A 23,490-nucleotide genomic window follows, 5' to 3' on the forward strand; every position below is an offset into this window, starting at 1 on the left:
CCCGGCGAGACCGAGGCACTGGTCCGGCTCACGGGTGCCGATCGGCGCCCTCGCCGACGTCCCGGGTCTCGCCGCGCGCACCACGATGGACAATTAATTGCGCGCGCATATAATGCAGACGGCTATAAAGCTCGCACGCCGACTATCCCTGGGGGACCCATGACCCGCCGTTTCCTGTTCGTCCTGGGCAGCGCCCGCGCCGACGGCAACACCGAGCTGCTCGCCCGCCGGGCCGCCGAGCAGCTGCCCCCGGACGTCGAGCAGGAGTGGATACGCCTCGCCGAGCTCCCGCTCCCCGACTTCGTCGACCTCCGGCACGACGGCCCCGTACAGTCGCCTACCGACGACAACGCCACGCGGCTCCTCGACGCGACCCTCGCCGCGACGGACGTCGTGATCGCCTCGCCGGTCTACTGGTACTCCCTGTCCGGCCTCACCAAGCGCTACCTGGACTACTGGTCGGGCTGGCTGCGGGTCCCCGGCGCCGACTTCAGGGCGACGATGGCCGGCCGCACCCTCTGGGGCGTCTCCGTCCTCGCCGAGGAGGAAGAGGCGGTCGCCGATCCGCTGGTCGGCACGCTCAACAACTCGGCCGCGTACATGAGGATGCGCTTCGGCGGGGTCCTGCTGGGCAACGGCAGCGACCGGGGTGACGTACTGAAGGACGAGCGGGCGCTGGGCCGGGCGAAGACGTTCTTCGCGCGGGACGCGGCCCTCGCGCGCTTCCCGCACGAGACCGAAGGCTGACCGAGCGCCCCTACGCCGTGATGTCCTTCGCCGTGAACCTCGCCCAGGCCGCCGAGCCGAAGACCGCCGCGTACAGCACCTGCAGGCCGAGGTTCTTCACCAGGTCGTCCCAGTAGACCGGGTCGCGCATGAGGTCGGCGAAGGACAGCCAGTAGTGGGAGAAGAAGTACGGCTGGAGCGCGTGCAGTTGGGGGATCTGGTCGAGGATCTGGACGGTGATCAGCAGGCCCACGGTCGTCGCCATGGCCGCGATGCCGCTGCTCGTCATCGTCGAGACGAAGAGCCCCAGGGCCGCCACGCCGATGAGGGAGGCGGCGACCACCAGCGCGATCAGCAGGGCCCGGCCGAGGCCGTCCGCGAAGCTGATCTGGGTGCCGGAGATCGTCGTCAGGTCGCCCAGGGGGAACAGGAGCGCCCCGACCGTCAGCGCCGAGAGCGCCACGACCATGGTCGCCACCAGGCAGAAGGTCATCACCGTCGCGTACTTGGTGAGCAGCAGTCGGGTGCGGCCCGCCGGGGCGACGAGGAGGTAGCGCAGGGTGCCGCTGCTGGCCTCGCCGGCGATCGCGTCGCCCGCGACGACCCCGATGGCCATGGGGAGGAAGAACGGGAGGGTCGCCGCCAGGGCGGTGAACACCAGGAACAGGCCGTTGTTGGTGATCTGCGCGATGAAGGCGGGCCCTCCGCCGCCGTCTCCACGTCCGGGCCCCGCCCCGTCCTGCGTCTCCAGTTTGACCGCGATGCCGACGAGGATCGGCACGGCGGCCAGGACGCCGAGGAGGGCGAGGGTGCGCCAGCGGCGGAACGTGGTGACCAGCTCGCTGCGCAGCAGTCCGAAGGTCCACAACGGGCTGACTCTGCGCAGCACTTCAGCCTGCGACATCGAAGCCCTCCCCCGTGAGCGCCACGAACGCGTCCTCCAGGGAGGCCCGTTCGACGCCGAAGCCGCGGACGCGGACCCCGGCGGTCACCAACGCCTTGTTCACCTCGGCCAGTTCACGGTCCGGTGGCTCCGCCGTCACCCGTTCCTCGGCCACGACCACGTCGGCCAGTCCCTGTTCCTTCAGTACGCGGGCCGCGTCGCCGGTGTCGGGGGTCGTCACGAACAGCCGTCCCCTCGTGCCCGCGGCCAGCTCGGTCACCGAGCCCTGGGTGATCAGTCTGCCCTGGGCCATCACGGCCGCGTGGGTGCAGACCTGCTCGATCTCGTCCAGGAGGTGGGAGGAGAGGAAGACCGTCGTGCCGTCGGACGCCAACTCCCGGATCAGGGAACGGATTTCGCGCATGCCCTGCGGGTCGAGGCCGTTGGTCGGCTCGTCCAGGACGAGCAGCTTGCGGGGCTGGAGCAGTGCGGAGGCGAGGCCGAGGCGCTGCTTCATGCCCAGGGAGTAGGCCTTGGCCTTCTTGCCGGAGGCCGCGGTCAGGCCGACCCGGTCGAGGGCGGCGGCGACGCGGGTCCGCCGGGTGCGCGGGTCGGCGGTCGGGTCGGCCGCGTCGTAGCGCAGGAGGTTGTCGCGGCCGGAGAGGAAGCCGTACAGGGCCGGGCCCTCGATCAGGGCGCCGACCTGCGGCAGGACCGTGCGGACGGATCTCGGCATGGGGCGGCCGAGGACGCGGGCCGTGCCGGAGGTGGGTTCGATCAGGCCCATCAGCATGCGGATGGTGGTGGTCTTGCCGGAGCCGTTCGGGCCGAGGAAGCCGAAGACGCTGCCCGCCGGGACGGTCAGGTCGAGACCGTCCACGGCGAGCTGTCCGCCGCGGAAGCGCTTGGTGAGGCCGCGGGTGGCGATGATGCCGCCGTCACCCGTGATCACCTGTCCCGACTCCCCTTCCGGACCGGAACCCTGCTCGGACTCCGGCTCGGTGGCGGACGGTTCGTCCATCGGCTCCCTCAATTCGCGTGCTCCACAGGGTACTTGCCTACTTCGCGGCGTCGGCCGCCTTCACCAGCGCGCTCTTGGTGACCGCGCCGACGTAGACCTTGCCGTCGTCGGTGACCAGGGCGTTGATCAGCCGGGTCGAGTAGACCGTGCCCGAGCCGAAGGAGCCCTTGACCTGGTCGCCGAGCGAGCTGAGGAAACCGCCGAGGTCGCCGCCGCCGGACGAGGAGCCGCCGGTCGGGATGCCCTGGCCGCCGGTCTCGAAGACGGCGATGGAGTTCCAGCCCTTGCCGAGGACCGTCGGGTCGTCCTGGCCCTTGTTGAGGTCCTTCTCGGACTTGCCGGGCGTGCCCGACCCGGTGGAGTGCTTCGGGGCCGGGACGGCCTTCTCCGCGCTGTCCTCCGTGGTGACCTTCGCGCCCTTGGGCACCTTGAAGTCGAAGGTCGAGGCGGCCGGCTCGGCGAGGCTGAGCTGGGTGAAGCCGACGTCGACGACGGCCGCGCCGCCGCTCGCCGGGGTGAGTGTGAACTTGAGCGGCAGGCCGGTCTTCGCGTCCACCGCGACGCTGATCGTGCCGACCGTCGTGCCGGACTGTTTGGGCTTGATCAGCAGCTTGTAGGCGTCGCGGCCCGCGACGTGCTCGGTGCCGTCGACCGTGACCGAGGTGGTGTCGTCGACCGACTTCAGCGCCTCGTCGGTGAGGCCCTTGGGCGTGGCCCGGGTCTCGTCGCTCTTGGACGTGTCGGCGGAGGTCGTGGCGTGGAAGACCTCGTTCGACTGGCTGTCGTAGCCCCAGACGTCCTTGCCGTTGTGGATGAGGCTGTACTCCGCCGCGTTCTCCAGGAGGGAGACCTTCTGCTTGTCGGGGCCGTCGGCCGCGACGCGCAGGGTGTGGCTGCCGGTGGCCAGCTCGGTGAGCTTGGCGGTGGGGTCGGCGGAGGAGCCGTCGCCGGACTTGGTGGCGCCGGACAGCATGCTGCTCTCCAGGCCGCCGAGGTCGGGCAGGCCCAGGTCCGTGCTGATCTTCACCGTGCCGGACAGCTGCTGGACGTCCGACTTGGCGACCTTGTCGAGGAGCTGCTGTGCGGTGATCTTCGGGAGATTCGGGTCGCCGGAGTCGGCGAGCGCCGGGACCAGTCCGATGGTCGCCGCCGCCACCCCCACCACGGTGACCGGGACGATGTACCGCGCCGCCCTGCGCCGCCCGGACCGGAGCTCGTCGGCCTCTCCGGTGTCCGTGCTGTCGTCGGTTTCGTACGGTGCCATGTCTGCCTTACCTCCGTCGTCGGCGGCGGCCTTCGCGTCCTGCACTCTCCCCCAGTTCTCGACTTCGCTCGAACCGGGAGGTGCCCCCATCACCCTGTGCCGCCATTCTCACCCGAATCGGTGAGGAGTGGTGATTTCCGTGTTCTCCATCTGACCAAATCCGCGAGGGATAAGCGTCAGACCCGGGAGCCAACTCCGCGTACGCCTGGGGTATGACACACGGAGGCGGCGCCTCCTCGAAACCCCTAGGGGGAAGACGACGCCCGCACAGGGCAGTTGACCGGCATCGAGTAGAAACTGTCCTGAATCCGTACATATGGGTGGCAGCACACCGCATCGACCGAAGGGGTCGCCATGCACGCCACCCAGCACCTCACCGGATACGCGGCCACGGGCGCCGCGATCCTCGCACTCGCGCTCGCCGGATGCGGAAGCAGCGGCGGCAGTGGAAGCGGCGGCTCGGCCGGCGCTCCGGCCGCGGTCACCACGTCGACGACCCTCATGACCGCGAAGGTCGGCAAGGTGGGCACCGTCGTGACCGACGGCAAGGGGTACGTCCTCTACCGCTTCGACGCCGACTCGGTCCACCCGACGAAGGTCAGCTGCTACGGCACCTGTGCCGTGGTCTGGCCCGCCGCGACGGTCAAGGGCTCCGTCACGGTCAAGGGCATCGACAAGAAGCTCGTCTCGACGGTCAAGCGCTCCGACGGGACCTCACAGCTCACGCTGGCCGGCTGGCCCCTCTACCGGTACGCCAAGGACGACGAGCCCAAGGAGGCCTACGGCCAGGGCGTGGACGGCACCTGGTGGGCGGTGACGCCCACCGGAGCGAGGGCCACGGCCACCACCTCCTCCGGCAGCACGGGAGGGAGCGGCTACTGAACGGGCTCAGCCCGCGCGGTGCACCACCGCGTCGCACATCTCCAGGAGGGCGACCTTGGCGTCGCACTCGGGGAGCGGGGCGAGGGCCGCGCGGGCGTCCTCCGCGTAGCGGACGGTGTCGCGGCGGGCCTGGTCAAGCGCCGGGTGGTCGCGGAGCGAGGAGATGGCCTCGGCGAGGCGGTCGTCGTCCGTGAGGTCGGAGTCGAGGAGTTCGCACAGGGCGATGTCCTCGGCCAGGCCCAGGCGGTCCGCGCGCTCCCGGAGCCGTAGCACCGGCAGGGTGGGGATGCCCTCGCGCAGGTCCGTGCCGGGGGTCTTGCCGGACTCGTGGCCGTCGGAGGCGATGTCCAGGACGTCGTCGGCGAGCTGGAAGGCGACGCCGAGTCGCTCGCCGTACTGGGTGAGGACGTCCACGACCGTGTCTTCGCAGCCGGCCATCATCGCGCCGAACCGGCAGGCGACCGCGACCAGGGAGCCGGTCTTGCCGCCGAGCACGTCGAGGTAGTGCTCGACCGGGTCGCGCCCGTCCGAGGGTCCCGCGGTCTCCAGGATCTGGCCGGTGACCAGGCGTTCGAACGCCTCGGCCTGCACGCGCACCGCCTCGGGCCCGAGGTCGGCCAGGGTGTGCGACGCGCGCGCGAAGAGGAAGTCGCCGGTGAGGACCGCGACCGAGTTGCCCCAGCGGGTGTTGGCGCTCTCCACGCCCCGGCGCACGGCCGCCTCGTCCATCACGTCGTCGTGGTAGAGCGTGGCGAGATGGGTCAGCTCGACGACGACCGCCGAGGGGACGACCCCCGGCGCGTAGGGATCGCCGAACTGCGCGGCGAGCATCACGAGGAGCGGCCTGAACCGCTTCCCGCCCGCGCGCACGAGATGCTGGGCGGCCTCCGTGATGAAGGGCACCTCGCTCTTGGTGGCTTCGAGCAGACCCTCCTCGACTGCCGCCATTCCGGCCTGGACATCGGCTTCCAGAGCCTGGTCCCGCACGCTCAGCCCGAACGGCCCGACGACGGTCACGAGGGGTCTCCTGTCTGCTGGTGTCCCTGGGCGGTCACACGGATTGTCGATAGGTCGCTGCCATCACTCAAGTCAGCGTATCCGGTCGGCTTTCGATCACCCATGCCGCCCACCCCGTCCACCCCAGGCGGTATCGGATCATGACCGGTATGTTTTTGATCACCTGATAAGAACGGATATTTATCGACTTGGGTGGAAGCAGTGGATCGTGTCCCGCACCGCACTTGAAGCCGAACCCGCCGACCAGCCGCCCTCCGGGGACGACCACGCCTTCTTCGGGCAGCCCAAGGGGCTGCTCACGCTCTCCGGTCTGGAGGTCTGGGAGCGTTTCTCGTTCCTGGGCATGCACGCCATCCTCGTCCTCTACTTCGCGGATACCGTCGCGCACGGCGGCGTGGGCATGTCGTCCGGAACGGCCGCATCCGTATCCGCAGCCTACGGAACGCTGGTCTATCTCGTCTCGGTCGCGGGCGGCTGGCTCGCCGACCGCATCCTCGGTTCGTACCGCGCGGTCCTGTGGGGCGGGATCCTCATCGCCTGCGGGCACTACGCGATGGCGGTCCCCACGGGCACGATGACCTGGGTCGGCCTCGGCCTCATCAGCGCCGGCACCGGCCTGCTCAAGCCCAACGTGGCCACCATGGTCGGCAAGCTCTACCGCACCGACGACGAGCGCCGGGACGCCGGTTTCGCGCTCTACTACATGGCGATCAACATCGGCGCCTTCGCGGGCCCGCTGATCACCGGCTGGCTCGGCGACCACAAGGGCTGGCACTGGGGCTTCTCGGCCGCCGCGGTCGGCATGACCTTCGGACTGGTCCAGTACGTCGCCGGACGGCGTCACCTCGCGGGCCGCAAGAACACCGCCGAGTTCGCACTCGCACCGGACGCGCTGCGCCGCGCGGTGCGGCTGATCGTCGTAGGGATCCTGGTGGCCGCCGTGCTCGCGACCGGCCTCGCCCTCGCCGGCTGGCTGACCATGGGCCGCTTCGTCGACCTGCTCACCGTCGTCTCGGTCGTCGCGCCCGTCGTGTACTTCGCGGTGATGTTCATGAGCCCGCGCGTGACCCCCGAGGAACGCGGCCGGCTGCGCCCGTACATCGTGCTCTTCCTGGCCTCCACGGTCTTCAACTTCATTCTCTTCCAGGCCTATTCGACGATGATGCTGCTGGCCGCGTCGAACGCCGAGACGACCATCCTGGGCTTCGACTTCCCCGCGAGCTGGTACGCGAGCGCGCTCGGCGCCTTCGAGGTCGGGCTCGCGCCCGTGGTCGCCGCGCTCTGGGTCCGCATGGGCCGCAACCAGCCGCACGCCTCCAACAAGATCGCGATCGGGGTCGTACTGGGTGGCCTCTCCTTCCTGCTGATGGTGCTGCCGACGAGCGGGCACAGCGGCGACGCCTACCGCATGTCGGCCTGGTGGATCGTCGGCTCGTACTTCCTGCTCGGCCTCGGCGACATCCTCCTGGAGACCTCCGGCATGTCGGCCACCACGAAACTCGCCCCGGCCGCGTTCTCCAGCCAGACCATGTCCCTCTGGTTCCTGTCCCTCGCCCTCGCGAACGGCATCCAGGCCCAGACGGTGAAGCTCTACGACGACGTCTCCAAGCCGGCCTACTTCGGCGTCAACGGCGCGATCGCGGTGGCCGCGGGCCTCGCGGTGATGGCCGCCGCGCCCTGGCTGCGCCGCACCATGCACCCGGTCCACTGAACCCAGGGGTCCCCTCATGCGCATCCGTACGTCCTTCCCCCACGAGACGGCCCACGAGGACATCCGCATCCCGATGCCCGACGGAACACGCCTCTACGCGCGCGTGTGGCGCCCGCTGACGGACGAACCCGTGCCGGCGCTCCTCGAATACCTCCCGTACCGGCTGACCGACTGGACGGCGCCCCGCGACGCCCAGCGCCACCCCTGGTACGCGGGCCACGGCTACGCCTCCGTCCGCGTCGACGTACGCGGCCACGGCAACAGCGAGGGCGCGCCCGGCGACGAGTACGACGCGCAGGAGCTGGCGGACGGCGTCGAGGTCGTCAACTGGCTTGCCGCACAGCCCTGGTGCACCGGCAAGGTGGGCATGTTCGGCATCTCCTGGGGCGGCTTCAACTCGCTCCAGATCGCCGCCCTCGCCCCGGAGCCGCTGAAGGCGATCGTCACCGTCTGCTCGACCGACGACCGCTACGACAACGACGTGCACTACATGGGCGGTTCGGCCCTAGCCGTCGACCTGCACGCCTGGGCCGCCACCATGCTCGCCTTCGTCGCCCGCCCGCCGGACCCCGAGTACACGGGCCTGGTCTGGCGCGACATGTGGCTCAAGCGCCTGGAACGGATCGACCCGTTCATCCACACCTGGCTCGCCCACCAGCTCCGCGACGACTACTGGAAGCACGGCAGCGTCTGCGAGGACTACGGCGCGATCGGCGCCGCCGTCCTGGCGGTGGGCGGCTGGCACGACCCGTACCGCGACACGGTCCTGCGGCTCGTCGAACACCTCCCGCCGGAACGCGTGCGCGGCTTGATCGGGCCCTGGTCCCACCAGTACCCCGACCGGGGGCTGCCGCCAGGACCCGCGATCGGCTTCCTCCAGGAGACCCTGCGCTGGTGGGACCACTGGCTGAAGGGCGTCGACACGGGGGTCATGGGAGACCCACTGCTCCGCGCCTACGTCAGCGACTCGCACCCTCCCGCCACGGTCTACGACACCCTGCCGGGCCGTTGGGTCGGCGAGCCCTCGTGGCCCTCGCCCAATGTGAAGACGACGACGTACGGGCTCCGGGGCGCGCCCGTGCTGGTGCGCTCCCCCATGCACACCGGGGTGGACGCGGGCCGTTTCTTCCCGTTCGGGAACGACGCCGATCTGCCGCCGGACCAGCGGGACGAGGACGCGCGGTCGGCGTGCTTCGAGTTCGAGGTGCCGGCCGAGACGTGGGTGCTGGGGCGGCCGCGAGTGCGGCTGCGGCTGACCTGCGGTGTGCCGCGCGGGCAGGTGATCGCGCGGCTGTGCGATGTCGCGCCGGACGGGTCGTCGACCCTGGTCACCCGGGGTGTGCTGAACCTGTCGGCTCGGCACGGGCGGGACCGGGCGGTGCCGTGGACTCCGGGGACCACGGAGGACGTGACCTTCGAGTTGAACGGCATCGGGCATGCGTTTCCGCCCGGCCATCGGATCCGGCTCGCGGTGTCGTCGGCGTACTGGCCCTGGATCTGGCCGCAGCCGGAGTCGGGGGCGGGGTTCACGCTGGATCCGGAGGGGTGTGCGATGGAACTTCCGGTGCGGGAGCGGGAGTTGACCTACGACATTCGCTTCGACGAGCCAGAAGAGGCCGCGCCGATCGGGGTCAACTACCCCGCCACGCTGGACGAGCCGCGGCCCGAGCGGCTGGTCGTGCGGGATGTGGCGAAGGGTGAGTGGCGGCTGGAGGTGGACCCCCGGTACGGCGGCACGCGTGTGTATCCGGACGGGCTCGAGTTCACCGAGGACGCGTTGGAGACGTACACGATCGACGAGTCGGATCCGTTGTCCGCACGTACGCGGTCCGATTGGACGATCCGGCTGCATCGGCCCGAGCCGGGATGGGACACCACCGTGCGGACGCGGTCCGAGATCACTTGCGACGAAACGGACTTTATTACCTCGAATGAGGTGATCTGCACCGAGGGCGGCGAAGTGATCTTTCACCGCACTTGGGAGAAAAGGATTCCGAGAACTGCCAGTTGAGGATGAATGCCCGATTTGCCATTCTTCATCCTGCCGTGAGTTGGGTCACGCGTTTCTGTGGGTGACCTGTGGTCCTGTGTTTTTACGTTTCCCCTTGCGGTTATTGACAGTTGAACCTTGGCTTACGCAAAGGATCAAGTGCCCCATACGCCTCAGACCAAGGTCAATAGGTGTTAGGTGTGATTCCGCCACTTGTTCCGGACATGTGCTCTCGCATAGTTTCCGGGCCTGTCGAGCGGAACGCCGAATCCTGCCGCCGCCCGGCATCCCAGTCACGAACTTCTCGCACGGCAGGAGCGGGGGACCCAGGTAAGTCGCCGGACCGGTCACCACGACCGGAACGGCTTGGGGTTAAGTCACGTCCGTGAGGGCGTGGCCGGGCACCTCCCAGCCCGAACCCGACAGCTCACCTCGCAGGCGACGGAGAGGAACCTCGTCATGCCTGCATCCGCTCAGTCCCGCCGCGCCCGCCTCGTCCGCCGTGTCGTTGTCGCCGGTACCGGTGTCGCGATCCTCGCCCTGCCCGTCGTGGGCGCGACCACCGCCTCGGCCGCCACGACCTCGTCGACCACGCTCGCCGGGTACCCCAACACCCTTGACGGGTGGATCCGTGAGTCGCTCGCGATCATGGCGCAGAAGGGGATTCCCGGTACGTACAACGGGATCTACCGCAACGTGATCCGTGAGTCCTCCGGCAACCCGTACGCGATCAACAACTGGGACTCCAACGCGGCGGCGGGTACGCCGTCGAAGGGGCTTCTCCAGGTCATCGACCCGACGTTCAACGCGTATCACGTTGCCGGGACTTCGTTCGACCCGTACGACCCGGTTGCGAACATCACCGCCGCCTGCAATTACGCGGCGGCCGTGTATGGGTCCATCGACAACGTTTACGGGGCTTACTAGAAACTGTTGGATCAGCCACGACGGGTTGTTTGTTCGGCTTTCGCGCCGTCGTGGCTGGTCGCGCAGTTCCCCGCGCCCCTAAAAGACGCTTCAGTCGAGGAGTCTTTCCAGGACCAGCGCGATGCCGTCGTCCTCGTTCGATGACGTCACCTCGTCCGCCACTGCCTTGAGTTCGGGGTGGGCGTTGGCCATTGCCACTCCGTGTGCCGCCCAGTCGAACATCGGGATGTCGTTCGGCATGTCGCCGAAGGCGATGGTGTCGGACGGGGTGAGGCCCAAGTGGCGGGCGGCGAGGGCGAGGCCCGTCGCCTTGGTGATGCCGAGTGGCTGGAGTTCGACGGTGCCGGGGCCCGACATGGTGACCGAGGCCAGGGAACCGACCACCGAGCGCGCCGTGGACGCCAACTCGTCGTCCTCCAGGGCCGGGTGACGGAGCAACACCTTGCTGATTGGTTCGGACCAGAGGTCGTCGCGCCTGCCCACCCGCACCGCGGGGAGCGTGGGGTGCGGCATCAGGTAGCCGGGTTCGATCAGCGTGAGGCCGTCCACTCCGTCCTGGTCGACCGCCGCGTAGACCTGGCCCACTTCCGCCTCGATCTTGCCGAGCGCGGTCTCCGCCAGCTCACGGTCCAGGGTGACCGACCAGAGCAGACAGTCCGCGCCGGCGTCGTACAACTGCGCGCCCTGTCCGCACACCGCGAGCCCCCTGCTGCCCAGGTCCTCGAGGAGCGGTCGCACTCTCGGGGCGGGCCTGCCGGTGACGACCAGGTGCCGGGCGCCGGCCGCCGACGCCCTCGCCAGTGCGATGCGGGACCGGTCGGAGAGCGTGTCGTCGCCGCGCAGCAGCGTTCCGTCCAGGTCGGTGGCGATCAGTGCATATGCGAGGGGTGCGGCCATGATCAGAGAATACGGATGGAACGCCCCACCGACTCGACACGAACCGGACGGCTGCTGCCTTCACATACGTTGACCCGAGTTCCGGTTGGTTTGACAGTTACGGCGGTTATGCCGACTCCCGGATCACCAGTTCGGTGGGCAGGATCACGCCCGCAGTGTCCTCGCCGGCGATCTGCGCGAGCAGCATGCGGACCATTTCGGCGCTGATGCGGTCGTAGGGCTGGCGCATCGTCGTGAGGGCCGGGGTGATCGCCGTGGCCGCCGCCGAGTCGTCGAAGCCTCCGACAGCGATGTCATCCGGGACCGAACGGCCGGATTGCTGGAGGGTGTTGACGACTCCGAGCGCCATGAGGTCGGAGGCCACGAACACCGCGTCTATGTCGGGGGCCTGCGTCAGGAGTTTGCGGGCCGCTTCCTCGCCGCCCGTGCGGCGGTAGTCGCCCTCCACCACCAGCGCCGGGTCCTGTGGGAGGCCCGCCTCCGCCAGGACGTCCCGGTAGCCGGCCAGGCGATCGGGGCCGCCCGGTGCGTCGAGGGGGCCGGTGACCATGGCGATGCGGCGTCTGCCGCGGGAGATCAGGTGGCGGACCATTTCCTGGGCGCCGTCGCGGTCGGCCGCGGCCACGTAGCTGTACTTGGAGGCGGGGCCCAGCGGTTTGCCGCAGGCCACCAACGGGATGCCCGCGTCGCGGAGTTCGGCCGCGACCGGGTCGCCGCTGTGGTTGGAGACGAGCAGCACGCCGTCCACGTGGCCCGAGGTGATGTAGCGGGTGAGGCGACGGCGGTCGTCCTTGGAGGACGCCAGCATCAGGAGCAGGGGGATGTCGTGGCGGGCCAGGTGTTCGGTGCAACCCCGCAGCAGGACATTGAAGTTGGGGTCCTCGAAGAACTTCTCCTGCGGCTCGGTGAGGAGGAACGCCACCGAGTCCGACCGTCCGGTGCTCAGGGAGCGGGCGTGCCGGTTGACGACGTAGCCCGTCTTCCTGATCGCCGTCTCCACGGCGGTGCGGGCGGCCGGTGAGACGTAGTGGCCGCCGTTGAGGAAACGGGAGACGGTCCCCCGGGAGACGCCTGCCTCCCGGGCCACGTCATGGATGGTGGGCGGTTTGCGGCGTCCGTTCGGACTGGTGGTCATGGTCCTCGTTCTGCCGGTTCAGTGCGGTGGGGGGAGGTACTCGCTACATACTTCTCACGCCTTGACCGAGCCGCTCAGCAGGTCCAGGGACCAGAAGCGCTGGATCACCAGGAAGAGCGCGATCAGCGGCAGGATCGCGAGGAAGCAGCCCATGATGACCAGGGTGTAGAGGGCGGGTTGGGAGGCGCCCTGGTTGAGCAGGGTGTAAAGGCCCAGCGTGAGCGGGAACTTGGTGTCGTCCGCGAGCATCACGTACGGCAGCAGGAAGTTGTTCCAGATGCCGACGAACTGGAACAGGAACACCGTGATGAGGCCCGGCATCATCATCGGCACCGCGATCCGCGAGAAGATCCGCCACTCGCTCGCGCCGTCCATGCGGGCCGCTTCGAGGAGTTCGGCGGGCACGGAGGCGGCCGCGTAGATGCGGACGAGGTAGACGCCGTACGGGGAGAGGATCGATGGCAGGAGCATCGACCAGTACGAGTCGGCCAGGCCGAGCTTCGACAGGAGCAGGTACTGCGGGACCGTCAGCACGATGCTCGGGACGAGGACGCCGGCCAGCATCAGCTTGAACACGAACTCCCGGCCACGGAAGGCGAATCGGCCCAGCGCGTAGCCGCCGGCGGCCGAGACCGCGGCGGAGAGCAGGGCGCCGCCGCCCGCGTAGAAGAGGGAGTTGACCATCCACTCCCAGTAGATGCCGTCCCGGTAGGAGCTCAGCTCCTTGAGGTTGTCGAGGAATCCGGTGCCGGGGGCGAAGGTGAAGGTCGAGAAGAGTTCGCCGTGGCCCTTGCTGGCCGCGATGACCACCCAGGCCACGGGGATCAGGCAGTACAGGGAGCCGAGGATCAGCACCAGGGTCGGCACCCACGCGGTGCGCCTGGGCTTGGTGTCGGCGGCGGTGAGGGTGAGGGGGGTCATGCCCGGTCCTCCCGGGTGTAGCGGTCGGAGACGCGCAGCAGCGTGAAGGAGAGCGCGAAGGTCGCCAGGGCCAGCACCACGGCGGTGGCGGAGGCGCCGTAGATGTCCGACCTGAGGAAGGCGGCGTCGTAGATGGCCATCAGCGGACTCCAGGAACTGGAGAGGCCGTTGGTCAGCGGCTTAAGCGCCATCGGCTCGGTGAAGACCTGGAGCGTGGCGATGACCGAGAAGAAGAACGTGAGCACGAGCGAGGGCATCACGATCGGGATCTTGATGCGCAGGGCGATCTTCAGGTCGGACGCGCCGTCGATGCGGGCGGCCTCGTAGATCTCCTGCGGGATCGAGCGCAGGGCCGTGTAGATCACGATCATGTTGAAGCCGGTGCCGCCCCACACCGCGATGTTCGCGAAGGACAGGTACAGGTTGCCCCCGTCGAACAGGTCCGGCTGCGGGAGGTGGAACTCGCGCAGCAGGTAGTAGAAGGGGCTGACCGTCGGCAGGTACAGGAAGCCCCACATCAGGGCGGCGATGATGCCCGGGACGGCGTACGGCAGGAAGATCGCGAGGCGGGCGAACTTGGCGCTGCGCGCCCGCGGGGTGTCCAGCATCAGCGCGAAGACCAGGGCGAGACCGAGCATCGTGGGGATGACGATCAGGCCGTAGCCGAAGGCGCGCAGGACGCTGTGGCCGAACTCGGAGTCCTCGAAGACGGCGGTGTAGTTGCCGATGCCGTTCCACACCTGCTGACGGGCGCCCTTGCCGAGGCCGATGCCCTTGACCTGGACCTTGTGGAGGCTGAGCCACACCGCGTACCCGATCGGTACGACGGTGAAGGCGGCGAACAGGAGCACGGCCGGTACCAGGAACCAGTACGGCGCGCTGCGGCCACGGCGGCGGATGCGGCGGGGGCGGACGGTGGTGGCGGTGCCGTCCGCCAAGGGCCCGGCCGTCGTGCGGCCGGAGCCCTTGAGCGGAGTGGCGGTCATGCCTCGGTCACCTTGAAGCCCTGCTTCTTCATGTCGGTGAAGGTCGCCGACTGCATGGTGGCGAGCGCGGTGTCGAACTGCGCGGCCTTCTTCGCCTTGGTGGCCTTGCCGAAGGCGTCGCTGAAGGTGTCGTAGGCGACCTGGACGTTCGGGCCCCAGGCGGAGGCGGCCGTGGTCGCGGCGATCTTCGCGGCGGTGTCGTAGAAGTCGGTCTGGTTCGGGAAGAACGCGGGCGGGGTGAGCACGGAGCCGGACTGGCCCTTGGTGGCCGCCGGGTAGATGGCGACCTCCTTGACCAGGGCGGCCAGCGCCTCCGGGTCGGTGTTCAGCCAGGCCGCGAACTTGGCCGCGGCCTCGGCGTGCTTGGTGTCGGTGGAGACGCCGGTGGAGGAGCCGCCCCAGCTGCCGGTGACGCTCTCGCCCGCGCTCCACTGCGGCAGCGGCGCCATGCGCCACTTGCCCTTGGTGTCGGGGGCCGAGCTGACCAGCACACCGGGCGCCCACACTGCCGAGACCCAGGCGATGTTGGTGCCCTTGTTCAGCGCGTTGTTCCAAGCCGGCGTGTACATCGGCTGGTTCTCGATCACGCCCTCCTGGACGAGACCGCCCCAGAACTCCGCGACCTTCTTGGTGGCCGCGTCGTCGATGCCCACGGTCCACTTGCCGCCGTCGCCCACGGTCCACCACTTGGCACCGGCCTGCTGCGCCAACCCGGCGAACAGACCGGGATCGTTGGACGAGAACGTCGTCAAGTAGGCGTTCGGAAGTGCCTTCTTGGCGGCGCGGGCGGTCTTGGCGAAGTCGTCCCACGTGGTGGGGACGGTCAGGTTGTGCTGCTTGAACAGGTCCTCGCGGTAGAAGAACATCAGCGGGCCGGAGTCCTGCGGTATCGCGTACACGGCGTCGGTGCCGAGCGTGACCATGCCCCAAAGTCCCTCGGCGAACTCGGACTTGGCGGACTTCGCGTACTTGGAGATGTCGGCGAGGACGTCGTTCGAGACCAGCGTCGGCAGCGACTGGTACTCGACCTGGATCAGGTCGGGGGCGTTGCCCGCCTTCTTCGCGGTGATCAGCTTGGAGACGATGTCCTTGCCGGCGGCCTGCTTGGAGACGGTGACCGTGATGTCCGGGTTCTTCTTGTTCCAGATCGCGGCGACCTTGTCCATGTTCGGCGCCCAGGACCAGTAGGTCAGCTTGACGGGCCCGCTGCTCTTGCCGGAGTCGTCGTCGGAACCGCCGCAGGCGGCGAGGGTGCCGGTGAGGCCGACAGCTGCTGCCCCGGCAAGGATGCTGCGCCTGCTGAACTGGTGGCGGTGGATCGACATCTTCATCTCCCCTGACTGAGTGCGAGCCTGTCCACGGCTCTGTGACCGTGCACAGTAGAGAATTGTTTCGGACCCTTGTCAATGGGTGTCGCCTGGGGTTACCTACTTGTTGCTGACGGGTGGACGCCGCAACCATCCATGTGCACGATCACAGAAACAGTCGAGTTTTCCCCTCCGACCCCCGGGAGTGAACCCATGCCGTCCCCCGCCCCGCACGACCGTCTGCCGCTCGCCTTCGGAGGTGACTACAACCCCGAGCAGTGGCCGCGGGAGGTCTGGGAGGAGGACGTACGGCTGATGCGGGAGGCCGGTGTCACGGCGGTCTCCCTCGGCGTCTTCTCCTGGGCCCGGCTGGAGCCGCGACCCGGCGCGTACGACTGGGAGTGGCTGGACACGGTGATCGGCCTGCTGCACGGGGCGGGCATCGCGGTGAACCTCGGCACGCCCACGGTCGTACCGCCGGCGTGGTTCTACCGCGCGCACCCCGACGCGCTGCCGGTGACACGGGAGGGCGTGCGCCTCGCCTTCGGCTCGCGCGGCGCGATCTGCCACTCCAACCCCGAGTACCGCGCGGCGGCGACGACGATCACGCGAGCGCTGGCCGAGCGCTACGGCAGCCACCCGGCCGTGGTCCTGTGGCACGTCCACAACGAGTACGGCGCCCCCGTCCTCGCCTGCTACTGCGATGTCTGCGCGGCGGCTTTCCGGGGGTGGCTGCGGGAGCGCTACGACACTCTCGACGCCCTCAACCACGCCTGGGGAACGGCTTTTTGGGGCCAGCAGTACGGCGACTGGGAGGAGATCACCCCGCCGCGCGCGACCCCGTCCGTATGCAATCCCACCCAGCAGCTCGACTACCACCGGTTCGCCGACGCGCAGGCCCGCGCCAACTTCGTCGCCGAGCGGGACATCCTGCACCGCCTCTCCCCCGGCGTGCCCGTCACCACCAACTTCATGGTCGCGCCGAGCCAGGGCCAGACCGTCGACTACTGGGCCTGGGCGAAGGAGGTCGACCTCGTCACCAACGACCACTACCTGATGACCGACGGCCGCCGCACGCACGTGAACCTGGCGCTGGCAGCCGACTTGACCCGCTCGGTGGCGGGCGGCGGCCCGTGGCTGCTCCTGGAACACGCGACGTCCGGGGTCAACTGGCAGCCGTACAACCCGGCGAAGCGCCCCGGTGAGATGGCCCGCAACTCACTCGGGCATGTGGCGCGCGGCTCCGAGGGCGCGATGTTCTTCCAGTGGCGGCAGTCGCAGTCGGGCGCGGAGAAGTTCCATACGGCGATGCTGGCGAACTCCGGTACGGACAACCGGGGTTGGCGCGAGGTGACGGACCTCGGCCGACGCGTCGCGGGCCTCGCCGATCTGCGCGGCACCCGGACGCGCGGCGACGTGGCGATGGTGTGGTCGTGGGACTCCTGGTGGGCACAGAGCCTGGAGTGGCGGCCGAGCCAGGACCTGGACGCGCGGGAGCGGTTGGATTCCTTCTACGAGGCGCTCTACGACCGGCACTTGACGGTGGACTTCCTGCCGCCGACGGGGTTGGGGGACCTGGACCCGGAGCGGTATCCGCTGCTGGTGGTACCGCAGTTGTACTCCGCTCCGGTCGGGGTGGGCGCGGATCTGGAGCGGTACGTGGCGCGGGGCGGGACGCTGCTGGTCTCCTTCTTCTCCGGGATCGTCGACGAGAACGACACGCTGCATCCGGGCGCGTATCCGGGGGCGCTGCGGGACGTACTCGGCCTGACCGTCGAGGAGTTCGACCCGTTGCTGCCGGGCGAGACGGTGTCGGTGCGGGGTGCGGACGGTTCGTCGTACACCGCGGATCTCTGGTCGGAGGTCGTGCTCCCGGGTGCGGGCTGCGAGACGGTCGCGGTCTTCGCGGACGGTCGTACGGCGGGCGGGGCGGCGCTGACGCGGCACGCGGTGGGGTCGGGGACGGCCTGGTATCTGGCGACGCGGCTGACCGGTGCCGACCTGGCCACCGTGGTGGACCTCGCCCTCGCGGACGCGGGCATCACGCCGGTCGATCTGCCGCGCGATGTCGAACTCGTCGTACGGGAGGGCGAGTCGGGGACCTTCCGCTTCGCGGTGAACCACACCGGGAGCGAGGTGAAGGTGGTGCTGCCGGACGGAAGCCGGGCGGCGGTACCGGCGGGCGGGGTGGAGGTCTTCCGCGACCCGCGCTGACCTCGACTGTTTGCTTCTTCGGCTCAACTCGCTTGTTTCTCTGGTTACTTGGTGAAGGGAAGTCTTGTGATGCGCAGACGCAGTGTTCTTACGGCGGCGGGTGCGGCGGCACTCTCGGTACCGTTGCTGGCCGCGGCGCCGGCGGTGGCCGCCGACCGGCGCCGGCTGGAGATCCGGGGGATGGACATCTCGTCGCTCCCCAAGGACGAGGCCTTCGGTGCGGTGTACCGCCGGGCGGACGGCCGCCGGGACGACCCGATCCGCATCCTCGCGGATGCCGGGGTGACCCACGCCCGCCTCAAGGTCTGGGTGAACCCGGCCGACGGCTACAACAACAAGAGGCACATCCTCCCGCTGGCCAAGCGGCTGCGCCGGGCCGGGATCGGCATCTGGGTCGACTTCCACTACTCCGACACCTGGGCCGACCCGTCCCACCAGACCAAGCCGGCGGCCTGGGCGGACCTGGACGTGGCGGGCCTGACCAGGGCGGTCTACGACCACACCGCCGACGTGCTGGGCGCGTTGCGCCGTCAGGGCACCCCGGCCGACCTGGTCCAGATCGGCAACGAGATCAACGGCGGTCTGCTCTGGCCCACCGGCAAGAACTGGGGTGACGACGCCGGGGGTTGGGGCAACCTGACGACCTTCCTGAAGGCGGGCCTGAACGCCGCCCACGACACAACCCCCCGCATCCGCACGATGCTCCACATCGCCTCGGGCGGCGACAACGGCACGTCCCGCTGGTGGTACGACAACGTGGTGGCCGACGGGGTCGACTTCGACATCATCGCCCAGTCGTACTACCCGTTCTGGCACGGCGCCCCGGCGGCAGCGGCGGCCAACTTGGCCGACCTGGCCGCCCGTTACGACAAGCCGGTGCTGATCGCCGAGACCGCGTACCCGTTCACGCTGGAGAGCGAGGACGCGACGAACGACATCATGTACGACCCCTCACAGCTCACGGAGGGCTACCCTGCGACCCCGGCCGGCCAGGCGGCGTGGCTGCGCACGGTGGCCGACCTGATGGTGGACGTCCCCGGCGGCAAGGGCCTCGGCTACTGCTACTGGGAGGGCGTCTGGACCTACCGCAAGGGCGACGGCTGGGACCCGACCGACCCGGCGTCCGGCAACGCGTGGGAGAACCTCGCCCTGTTCGACTTCGACGACAAGGCACTGCCGGGGCTGAAGACGCTGGGCCGCTACCGGTCGTAGCGCCCCCTCCCCACCCCTCCCAAAAAAAGTGTGTCGCTTTCCCTCGAACCTTCACACTTCCACAACCCCCTGGCAGACGGCGCAGCCGACCCTCGTCCGACCGCCCGTCAACTACCCGTGTGCCGCCGCCAGATGCTTCGCCAGCCGCGGCGACGCGAACTCCGTCCCGCACACGAACCGCATCACCGGCCCGTAGGAGGACGCGGCCGGCAGCCCTGTGAAGTACACCCCCGGCACGGACGACACATACCCGGCACCGAGCTTCGGCGTACCCCGGCTCACCGCGAGCTGGGTGCGCAGCTCGTGGCCCAGGAAGTCCATCGCCGCGATGTCGACCCGGTAGCCCGTCGCCGAGATGACGTGGTCGGCGGCGAGCTGCTCGGTGCCGCCGCCGTGCGTGCCGACCGTCAGGACCGGGCTGCCCGCCTCCGCGTCCGCCCGTACGATCCGGTCGACCTCGCTGACCTGCACCTTCCCCTCGAACCGCTCGCGCAGCCACCACGCGCCGAGCGGGCCGAGCACCCGGCGCACCAGGTAGTGGCGGGTCCCCTCGGGGAGATAGCGGTACGGCTGCGGGTAGTAGCTCAGCGCCCACAGGGACCAGGCGCGTCCGAAGGGGGACTCCGGGCGCAGCTTCGGCTGGTCCCACGGCGCCGCGCCGAACGCGACCCGGCCGCGCCCGCGCGAGACGATCCGGACCTGCGCGCCCGCCTCCGCCGCGAGGACCGCCGTCTCCAGCGCGGACTGTCCGGCGCCGACGACGATCAGTTCCTTGCCCTTGAACCCGCTCAGGTCGTGGTGCTGGGAGCTGTGCGAGACGGGACCGGTGGGTGCGGGGCCGTCGGCCGCCGCTGCCGCCAGCTCGGGCGGGAGGTGGGCCAGGCCGTAGAGACCGGTCGCCACCACGACCGCGCGGGCCGTGAACAACTCCCCAGAGTCCAGCTTGAGTTCGAAGCCGCCGCCCTTGTTCCGGTCCACCGACACGACCCGTACCCGCTCCAGCTCGGGCACCAGCTTCTGCTGGAACCACTCGCCGTAGCCGATGAAGGTCTCGATGGGGATGATGTCCTCGTCGGTGACCAGGCGGGGGATGCCGGCCGCGTCGCAGTAGTCGACGAGGTTGTGGCCGGGCTGCGGGGCGTCGAAGTTGGAGGCGGCCGGAGTCGACTTCAGGAGCATTCCGGCCGGCATGTGGTCGCGCCAGCTGACCATGGGCTCGCCGAAGACACGGACCGGAATGCCGCGCGCCCGAAGATGCGCGGCGGTGGACAGGCCGAACGGGCCGGCGCCGATGATTGCTACCGGTTGAATCACGAAGTCCCTCCCCAGGACGTCATTTCGCCACTTCGTGCTGGAGCTGCCGCCACCTGTTCCTTACCGACTACTGGTGGCCGCTACTGGTGCCGCTGCCGCGCCGGTTGGTGCGCCACAGCTGATACAGATGCTTCGCGCCCGGCCGCACGAAGCGAGCGAGCATCGTGAAGAACGGCCGCAGGTCGTCACCCGCGAGCCAGGCCAGCTCGGTCCCGCTCGCCTTCACCGGCGCGTGCGGCGTCGTATAGCCGCTGCGGCGGTAGGCGAGGAGGGCGGGCAGGTCGATGTTCTCCACGATGTACCGGTGGCCGGCGCGCTGTTCCCCCTCCGGGACGGGGCGGCCGGTCAGGTCGAGGTGCATGGCGCGGACGACGTCCACTCCCGACTCGTTCTCGAAGAGCCGGAACTGGGCGCCCATGCGGGGGTTGAAGTCGAGCAGTTTGTACTGACCGTCGCGCCGGTCGAAGCGCAGGTCGAGGTCGATGATTCCGGTGAAGCCGATCTGTTTGATGAAACGCGCGGCGAGATCCGCGAGTTCCGGATTGTCCACGACGTATGCATTTGCCGTCATGCCCGCGTGCGGCGGCCAGGAGCGCACCTTGACGCCGGTGAACATGGCGAGCGGGGTGGAGTCCTGGTCGAAGTAGGCGTGCACGATCCAGTCCTCGGCGTCCTCCCTCGGCAGGTACTCCTGGAGGATCACGCCGGGGTGCTCGCCCCAGTCACGGGCGAGCGCGAGCAGTCCCTCGCGGGTGGAGATCCTCGTCGTGCCGTTGACCGCGGGCCGGGAGCGTCGTACGAACGCCTCCCGGTTCTTGGCCACGATCGGGAAGCGGGCCTTCTCCGCGAAGTCGACGATGTCGTCGTAGGACTGCGGAAAGGCGGCGGCGGGGCTGGGAATGCCGTGTTCCACGCAGAGTTCGTGCAGCCCCTGTTTGCTGGCGAGGTGGCGCGGCAGTTTCGGATCCACGCGCGGTAACAGGAATCGGTCGGTGAGTTCGTCCTGATGTTCGGCGATCAGGACGGCGGCCTCCTCGTCGGTGGGGATGAGGACGGTGGGACGGCCGATGCGGCGCCCGATGCGCAGCAGTCCCTCGACGAGTCGTTCGGGTTCCTCGGTGCCGGTCGTCGGCCAGACGAACGCGCGTTCCAGATAACGGGATGCCGCGGCCGGCGTGTATCGGTCCTCCGTGATTGCATACATCGGCACGCCGAGACGCCCGAGACTGCGGATCGCGCCCACCCCGCCGTGATGCAGCGGATAGGAGCCGAACTTCACGATCAGGCCCGGCACTTCGCGGTCGGCCTCGAAAGGCACGCTGCTGGTGCGTTTGGCCACGGGTCCCCCCACGTGTCCCCCCTACGGACCGGACCCACCCCGTCCGTGTCCCCCAAAGGACGCTAAGCCGGAATTGCCTCCTCCGACAAGGCCTATTCGGACATTGCGAACTCTTTAGACACTGCCGGTCCCTGCAACTCACCCGTAACGTGTGGCGCGGCCACATGCGAGTACGCACGAGAGTGAGGCAGCACCCCATGCCCCCCTTCGATCTTCCCGAGGGCGATCCCTTCGGCCCGCACAACCTTCCCTACGGCGTCTTCTCGCCCCTCGGCTCGGACGAACGGACCGTCGGCGTCCGCTACGGCGACCAGGTGCTCGACGCGGGCGCCGCCGCCGCCGCGCTCGGCTCGCCGTACGTCTCCCTGCTCGCGCACCCCACCCTCGGCCCGCTGCTCGCCGCGGGCCGTACGGCCTGGTCGGACGTCCGGCGCGCGCTGACCGCGTGGGTGACGGTGCCGTCCCACCAGGAGACGATCGCCCCCTTCCTCCACCCGCTCTCCGCGGTGACCCTGCACCTCCCCTTCGAGGTCGCGGACTACGTCGACTTCTACGCCTCCGAGAACCACGCCCGGAACGTCGGCCGCATCTTCCGCCCCGACGCGCCCGACTCCCTGACCCCCAACTGGAAGCATCTGCCCATCGGTTACCACGGCCGCTCGGGCACGATCGTGGTCTCGGACACGGACGTCGTACGACCGTCCGGGCAGCGCAAGTCCCCGTCCGACCCCGCGCCCGTCTTCGGCCCGTCGATCCGCCTGGACATCGAGGCGGAGGTCGGCTTCGTGGTCGGCACGCCGTCGCGGATGGGCGAGCCGGTCGCGCTCGCCGACTTCCGCGAGCACGTCTTCGGCCTGTGCCTCCTCAACGACTGGTCCGCGCGCGACATCCAGGCCTGGGAGTACGTCCCCCTCGGCCCGTTCCTCGGCAAGTCCTTCGCCACGTCGGTGTCGGCGTGGATCACCCCGCTGGACGCGCTGGAGGACGCGCGGGTGGTACCACCGGCGCGCACCCACACCCTCCTCCCCTATCTGGACGACTCGGCGGAGGAGCCCGGGGGCTACGACCTCCGCATCTCGGTCGCGATCAACGGTCACGTCGTCTCCGAGCCGCCGTTCTCCACCATGTACTGGACCGCCGCCCAGCAGCTCGCCCAGATGACGGTCAACGGCGCCTCCCTGCGCACCGGCGACCTCTACGGCTCCGGCACGGTCAGCGGGCCGGCCGAACGCGAGCGCGGTTCACTCCTGGAGCTGACCTGGAACGGGCGCGACGCCCTCGAACTCCCGGACGGCAAGCGGACGTTCCTGGAGGACGGCGACGTCGTGACCCTGTCGGCGTGGGCCCCGGGCGCGGACGGCACGCACGTGGGTCTCGGCGAGGTCACCGGGCGGATCGTGGGGCGGGGCTGAGGTGAGTTGTGGGCGGGAGGGGTGAGGCGGGTCGCGGGTCGCGGGCCGGGGTTCGGGCCGGTGGCGGGCGAGGCGCGAGGCGGCTCGCGGGCAGAGGGTGATGCGGGTCGTGGGCAGAGGGTGATGCGGGTTGCGGGTGGGGCGCGGGCCGAGGCTCGGACGGGTTGCGGGGAGGCGTGAGGCGGCTCGCGGGCAGAGGGTGATGCGGGTCGCGGGTGGGGCGCGGGCCGAGAATCGGGCGGGTTGCGGGGAGGCGTGAGGCGGCTCGCGGGCCGGGGCTCGGGCGGCTCGCGGGCCGGGGCTCGGGCGGGTCGCGGGCGAGGCGTGAGGCG

Annotated in this window: 19 protein-coding genes and 1 riboswitch; of the genes, 8 read left to right on the forward strand and 11 right to left on the reverse strand. The window is 69.6% G+C overall.

Going from position 1 to position 23,490, the window contains the following annotated elements; all coding sequences use genetic code 11:
- The first annotated feature begins 159 nt into the window (after positions 1-159).
- Entirely contained in the window at positions 160-747 is a 588-nt protein-coding gene (locus SSP08S_RS45135) for a flavodoxin family protein (RefSeq protein ID WP_019074252.1), read from the forward strand.
- Positions 748-757: 10 nt separating this feature from the next.
- On the opposite strand, the gene SSP08S_RS45140 is transcribed toward SSP08S_RS45135, so the two are convergent.
- From SSP08S_RS45140 to SSP08S_RS45150, 3 genes are read right to left on the reverse strand one after another with little or no spacing between them, the layout of a single operon-like run.
- Positions 758-1,630, reverse strand: coding sequence for an ABC transporter permease (locus tag SSP08S_RS45140; protein ID WP_019074253.1), 873 nt, complete (start codon positions 1,628-1,630; stop codon positions 758-760).
- Positions 1,617-2,630, reverse strand: coding sequence for an ABC transporter ATP-binding protein (locus SSP08S_RS45145; protein WP_019074254.1), 1,014 nt, complete (start codon positions 2,628-2,630; stop codon positions 1,617-1,619). The genes SSP08S_RS45140 and SSP08S_RS45145 overlap by 14 nt, the downstream gene beginning before the upstream one ends.
- A 37-nt stretch (positions 2,631-2,667) precedes the next feature.
- Positions 2,668-3,894 carry a LolA family protein gene (locus SSP08S_RS45150; RefSeq protein ID WP_026179384.1) on the reverse strand — a complete coding sequence of 409 codons (1,227 nt, stop codon included), beginning with the start codon at positions 3,892-3,894 and terminating at the stop codon, positions 2,668-2,670.
- 354 nt (positions 3,895-4,248) lie between these two features.
- On the opposite strand from SSP08S_RS45150, the gene SSP08S_RS57225 reads away from it, so the two are divergent.
- A complete protein-coding gene (locus SSP08S_RS57225) occupies positions 4,249-4,776 on the forward strand; it encodes a COG4315 family predicted lipoprotein (protein ID WP_019074256.1) in 528 nt (175 codons plus the stop codon).
- A 6-nt stretch (positions 4,777-4,782) separates the two neighbouring features.
- Here the strand turns inward: SSP08S_RS57225 and SSP08S_RS45160 are convergent, their stop codons facing one another.
- A complete protein-coding gene (locus tag SSP08S_RS45160; protein WP_019074257.1) occupies positions 4,783-5,793 on the reverse strand; it encodes a polyprenyl synthetase family protein in 1,011 nt (336 codons plus the stop codon).
- Positions 5,794-6,001: 208 nt separating this feature from the next.
- On the opposite strand from SSP08S_RS45160, the gene SSP08S_RS45165 reads away from it, so the two are divergent.
- From SSP08S_RS45165 to SSP08S_RS45175, 3 genes are all read left to right on the forward strand, one after another.
- Positions 6,002-7,504, forward strand: a complete 1,503-nt coding sequence (locus SSP08S_RS45165; protein WP_019074258.1) for a peptide MFS transporter — start codon at positions 6,002-6,004, stop codon at positions 7,502-7,504.
- Positions 7,505-7,520: 16 nt separating this feature from the next.
- Positions 7,521-9,515 carry a CocE/NonD family hydrolase gene (locus SSP08S_RS45170; RefSeq protein ID WP_019074259.1) on the forward strand — a complete coding sequence of 665 codons (1,995 nt, stop codon included), beginning with the start codon at positions 7,521-7,523 and terminating at the stop codon, positions 9,513-9,515.
- 263 nt (positions 9,516-9,778) lie between these two features.
- Positions 9,779-9,950: riboswitch (cyclic di-AMP (ydaO/yuaA leader) on the forward strand.
- 3 nt (positions 9,951-9,953) lie between these two features.
- Entirely contained in the window at positions 9,954-10,421 is a 468-nt protein-coding gene (locus SSP08S_RS45175) for a transglycosylase SLT domain-containing protein (RefSeq protein WP_019074260.1), read from the forward strand.
- 90 nt (positions 10,422-10,511) lie between these two features.
- On the opposite strand, the gene SSP08S_RS45180 is transcribed toward SSP08S_RS45175, so the two are convergent.
- The 5 genes from SSP08S_RS45180 to SSP08S_RS45200 form a co-directional block, all read right to left on the reverse strand.
- Positions 10,512-11,318 carry a Cof-type HAD-IIB family hydrolase gene (locus SSP08S_RS45180; protein WP_019074261.1) on the reverse strand — a complete coding sequence of 269 codons (807 nt, stop codon included), beginning with the start codon at positions 11,316-11,318 and terminating at the stop codon, positions 10,512-10,514.
- A 106-nt stretch (positions 11,319-11,424) separates the two neighbouring features.
- A complete protein-coding gene (locus tag SSP08S_RS45185; protein ID WP_019074262.1) occupies positions 11,425-12,453 on the reverse strand; it encodes a LacI family DNA-binding transcriptional regulator in 1,029 nt (342 codons plus the stop codon).
- 54 nt (positions 12,454-12,507) lie between these two features.
- Positions 12,508-13,374: a carbohydrate ABC transporter permease gene (locus SSP08S_RS45190; RefSeq protein ID WP_019074263.1), complete on the reverse strand. Its 867-nt coding sequence runs from the start codon at positions 13,372-13,374 to the stop codon at positions 12,508-12,510.
- On the reverse strand, positions 13,371-14,360 hold the full coding sequence (locus SSP08S_RS45195) for a carbohydrate ABC transporter permease (RefSeq protein ID WP_019074264.1): 990 nt from the start codon (positions 14,358-14,360) through the stop codon (positions 13,371-13,373). The genes SSP08S_RS45190 and SSP08S_RS45195 overlap by 4 nt, the downstream gene beginning before the upstream one ends.
- Complete coding sequence (locus SSP08S_RS45200; RefSeq protein ID WP_019074265.1) at positions 14,357-15,691, reverse strand: ABC transporter substrate-binding protein; 1,335 nt, start codon at positions 15,689-15,691, stop codon at positions 14,357-14,359. The genes SSP08S_RS45195 and SSP08S_RS45200 overlap by 4 nt, the downstream gene beginning before the upstream one ends.
- Before the next feature lie 189 nt (positions 15,692-15,880).
- Between SSP08S_RS45200 and SSP08S_RS45205 the strand changes: the two genes are divergently transcribed.
- A complete protein-coding gene (locus SSP08S_RS45205) occupies positions 15,881-17,881 on the forward strand; it encodes a beta-galactosidase (RefSeq protein ID WP_019074266.1) in 2,001 nt (666 codons plus the stop codon).
- 69 nt (positions 17,882-17,950) lie between these two features.
- Positions 17,951-19,093, forward strand: coding sequence for a glycoside hydrolase family 53 protein (locus tag SSP08S_RS45210; RefSeq protein ID WP_019074267.1), 1,143 nt, complete (start codon positions 17,951-17,953; stop codon positions 19,091-19,093).
- A gap of 111 nt (positions 19,094-19,204) precedes the next feature.
- On the opposite strand, the gene SSP08S_RS45215 is transcribed toward SSP08S_RS45210, so the two are convergent.
- Together SSP08S_RS45215 and SSP08S_RS45220 are read right to left on the reverse strand one after the other, a co-directional pair.
- Positions 19,205-20,407, reverse strand: coding sequence for an NAD(P)-binding domain-containing protein (locus SSP08S_RS45215; protein ID WP_019074268.1), 1,203 nt, complete (start codon positions 20,405-20,407; stop codon positions 19,205-19,207).
- A 67-nt stretch (positions 20,408-20,474) separates the two neighbouring features.
- Positions 20,475-21,746, reverse strand: coding sequence for a carboxylate--amine ligase (locus SSP08S_RS45220; RefSeq protein WP_019074269.1), 1,272 nt, complete (start codon positions 21,744-21,746; stop codon positions 20,475-20,477).
- Positions 21,747-21,943: 197 nt separating this feature from the next.
- Between SSP08S_RS45220 and fahA the strand changes: the two genes are divergently transcribed.
- Positions 21,944-23,158, forward strand: coding sequence for a fumarylacetoacetase (fahA, locus tag SSP08S_RS45225; RefSeq protein ID WP_019074270.1), 1,215 nt, complete (start codon positions 21,944-21,946; stop codon positions 23,156-23,158).
- Positions 23,159-23,490 lie beyond the last annotated feature (332 nt).

The organism is Streptomyces hokutonensis (assembly GCF_000376565.1).
Classification (GTDB): domain Bacteria; phylum Actinomycetota; class Actinomycetes; order Streptomycetales; family Streptomycetaceae; genus Streptomyces; species Streptomyces hokutonensis.

Bases quoted from the DNA above. Each gene is read 5' to 3' on its own strand.
- SSP08S_RS45200 (WP_019074265.1), bottom strand. From the start codon at position 15,691: ATGAAGATGTCGATCCACCGCCACCAGTTCAGCAGGCGCAGCATCCTT.
- SSP08S_RS45145 (WP_019074254.1), bottom strand. From the start codon at position 2,630: ATGGACGAACCGTCCGCCACCGAGCCGGAGTCCGAGCAGGGTTCCGGT.
- SSP08S_RS45190 (WP_019074263.1), bottom strand. From the start codon at position 13,374: ATGACCCCCCTCACCCTCACCGCCGCCGACACCAAGCCCAGGCGCACC.
- fahA (WP_019074270.1), top strand. From the start codon at position 21,944: ATGCCCCCCTTCGATCTTCCCGAGGGCGATCCCTTCGGCCCGCACAAC.
- SSP08S_RS45180 (WP_019074261.1), bottom strand. From the start codon at position 11,318: ATGGCCGCACCCCTCGCATATGCACTGATCGCCACCGACCTGGACGGA.
- SSP08S_RS45185 (WP_019074262.1), bottom strand. From the start codon at position 12,453: ATGACCACCAGTCCGAACGGACGCCGCAAACCGCCCACCATCCATGAC.
- SSP08S_RS45195 (WP_019074264.1), bottom strand. From the start codon at position 14,360: ATGACCGCCACTCCGCTCAAGGGCTCCGGCCGCACGACGGCCGGGCCC.
- SSP08S_RS45210 (WP_019074267.1), top strand. From the start codon at position 17,951: ATGCGCAGACGCAGTGTTCTTACGGCGGCGGGTGCGGCGGCACTCTCG.
- SSP08S_RS45205 (WP_019074266.1), top strand. From the start codon at position 15,881: ATGCCGTCCCCCGCCCCGCACGACCGTCTGCCGCTCGCCTTCGGAGGT.
- SSP08S_RS45150 (WP_026179384.1), bottom strand. From the start codon at position 3,894: ATGGCACCGTACGAAACCGACGACAGCACGGACACCGGAGAGGCCGAC.
- SSP08S_RS45135 (WP_019074252.1), top strand. From the start codon at position 160: ATGACCCGCCGTTTCCTGTTCGTCCTGGGCAGCGCCCGCGCCGACGGC.
- SSP08S_RS57225 (WP_019074256.1), top strand. From the start codon at position 4,249: ATGCACGCCACCCAGCACCTCACCGGATACGCGGCCACGGGCGCCGCG.
- SSP08S_RS45140 (WP_019074253.1), bottom strand. From the start codon at position 1,630: ATGTCGCAGGCTGAAGTGCTGCGCAGAGTCAGCCCGTTGTGGACCTTC.
- SSP08S_RS45175 (WP_019074260.1), top strand. From the start codon at position 9,954: ATGCCTGCATCCGCTCAGTCCCGCCGCGCCCGCCTCGTCCGCCGTGTC.
- SSP08S_RS45170 (WP_019074259.1), top strand. From the start codon at position 7,521: ATGCGCATCCGTACGTCCTTCCCCCACGAGACGGCCCACGAGGACATC.